Raw genomic sequence first — 1,956 nt, 5'->3', positions numbered from 1 at the left:
CCGCCGGCTCGCCCGCCGGCCGCCCACCGGCCGCTCCCGACGCGCCGAAGACGTCGGACCGCCCCGCCGGCGCCCAGGACACCGAGGCCCACTGTCGCGCGTACGAGCAGGTCGCGGGCCGCGGCAAGGCGCTGGACGCGACCGCGTGGCAGCGGCTCACCGAGGCCGCGGGCGGCGAGGAGAACATCGACGCCTACTGCGCCGGGCGGACACGGGACGGGAACAAGGCGGCTGATCCCGCCCGCACCGCGAAGGGCGCCCCCGGCAGCGACCAGAAAAAGGGAACCGGCGGCAAGGACGGCGACCGGGGCGCACCCGGCCGGCCCGAGGGCCGGAACAAGACCCCGTAACCTACGCCTGTGACCAGGCAGGACGGACGACACCGCACGCGCCCGTGGCAGCGGCGTGCCGAGGCCGAGGCAACGGCCGGGGCCGCCACCCCCCACAGGAGAGGCCCCGGCCGTCGCGCGGCACGGGCCGCGCGGCGGCCCGTACTTCCTACAGCGCCGAGAGTGCGTTTTCTGTCACACCCCGCTGTGTCACGGGTTAGTTGCATCCTGGACAGACATGGACGGCGAGTGGTTTCAGGCCGTAACGTGCCTTTCGCGCCATCGGGGCGGGGGCAGGACCACCGCGACCACCTGCGGTCTTGACGCCTCGACGACCAGACGGCCAGACGACCGAACGAGGAAACACGACGGCGAGCGACCCGGTCCGCGACAGCGGCGCCGGTTGGGGCGCAGAAGGGCCTGCGGTGCTGGGGGACGACGCGGAGCTGACCGCCGCGGTGCGTGCGGCACAGGACGGGGACGAGACCGCGTTCCGGACTGTGTACCGTTCCGTGCACCCGCGGCTGCTCGGATACGTACGGACCCTGGTCGGCGAACCCGACGCCGAGGACGTGACCTCCGAGGCGTGGTTGCAGATAGCCCGTGACCTGGAACGGTTCAGCGGTGACGCGGACCGCTTCCGCGGCTGGGCCGCCCGGATCGCCCGCAACCGGGCCCTGGACCACATACGCATGCGCGGCCGCCGCCCCGCGATCGGCGGCGACGAGACCGAGCTGGCCGAACGGGCCGCCGAGTCGGACACCGCCGGTGAGGCCATCGAGGCACTGGCCACCGACGGCGCCTTCTCCCTCATCTCCCGGCTGCCGCAGGACCAGGCCGAGGCCGTCGTGCTGCGGGTGGTCGTGGGCCTCGACGCGAAGACCGCCGCCGAGACCCTCGGCAAGCGGCCCGGCGCCGTCCGCACCGCCGCGCACCGTGGCCTGAAACGACTGGCGGACATGATCGGCGCCGACCCGGAGACGCATCCGGAATCCCCCGGGGTGCTCGACGCCCTCCCGCCCCAGAGAGAGCCCCACAGAGAACCGCACCGCCGTGCGGTGACGTCCGCGAGTGTGACGCATATGCGAGCGCGGACGCAGAAGGACATGTGATGGCCGACGAGCAGCACAGGTGGCTGGACCGCGAAACGGCGGAGCGTTTGCTGAGCGGACTGCCGCCCGAAGCTGCCGATCCGGCTGCCCGCGAACGGGCCGAACGGCTCGCCAGGACCCTCGGCGCGCTCTCCCCGCCCCCGCTGACCAGCGAAGAACTCCCCGGCGAGGCCGCCGCGCTCGCCGCCTTCCGCAAGACGCGCGAGGAGCGCCACGGGCGGTACGAGACGGAGGGCGCCGCCCGCAAGGCCGGAGAGCCGGCCCTGGAGGCGGGCCTCGTCACCATCGGCACCCCGCGCGCGGACGCACCCGTAACCGTCCACCGGTCGCGCTGGACCCGCCCGGTGCGGTTCGCGCTGGCCGCCGCGGTCGCCGCCGGCATGGTCGGCGGAGCCGCCGCCCTGGCCGGAACCGGAGTCCGTGTCGCCGTAGATCGTCGCGCCGAGCGAGAACCCGGCGCCGACCGGGGCCGACGCCTGCACGTTCAGGCGCATCGGGATGTTGACCTCGTAGTC

The 1,956-nt window shown here is 74.3% G+C and carries 1 protein-coding gene and 2 pseudogenes; all 3 read left to right on the top strand.

Annotated features, from left to right (window positions below):
• Positions 1-350, top strand: a pseudogene (locus N4P33_RS34945) (hypothetical protein); the annotation flags it as partial.
• 404 nt (positions 351-754) lie between these two features.
• Positions 755-1,441, top strand: a complete 687-nt coding sequence (locus tag N4P33_RS34940; protein WP_260830930.1) for an RNA polymerase sigma factor — start codon at positions 755-757, stop codon at positions 1,439-1,441.
• Positions 1,441-1,956 (top strand): annotated as a pseudogene (locus N4P33_RS34935) (hypothetical protein); the annotation flags it as partial. The gene N4P33_RS34940 and the pseudogene N4P33_RS34935, both read left to right, overlap by 1 nt.

The organism is Streptomyces sp. 15-116A, from assembly GCF_025290915.1.
GTDB lineage: Bacteria > Actinomycetota > Actinomycetes > Streptomycetales > Streptomycetaceae > Streptomyces.
Note: the sequence above shows the minus strand (reverse complement) of the source record. Positions and strands in the feature narration are given on the sequence as shown.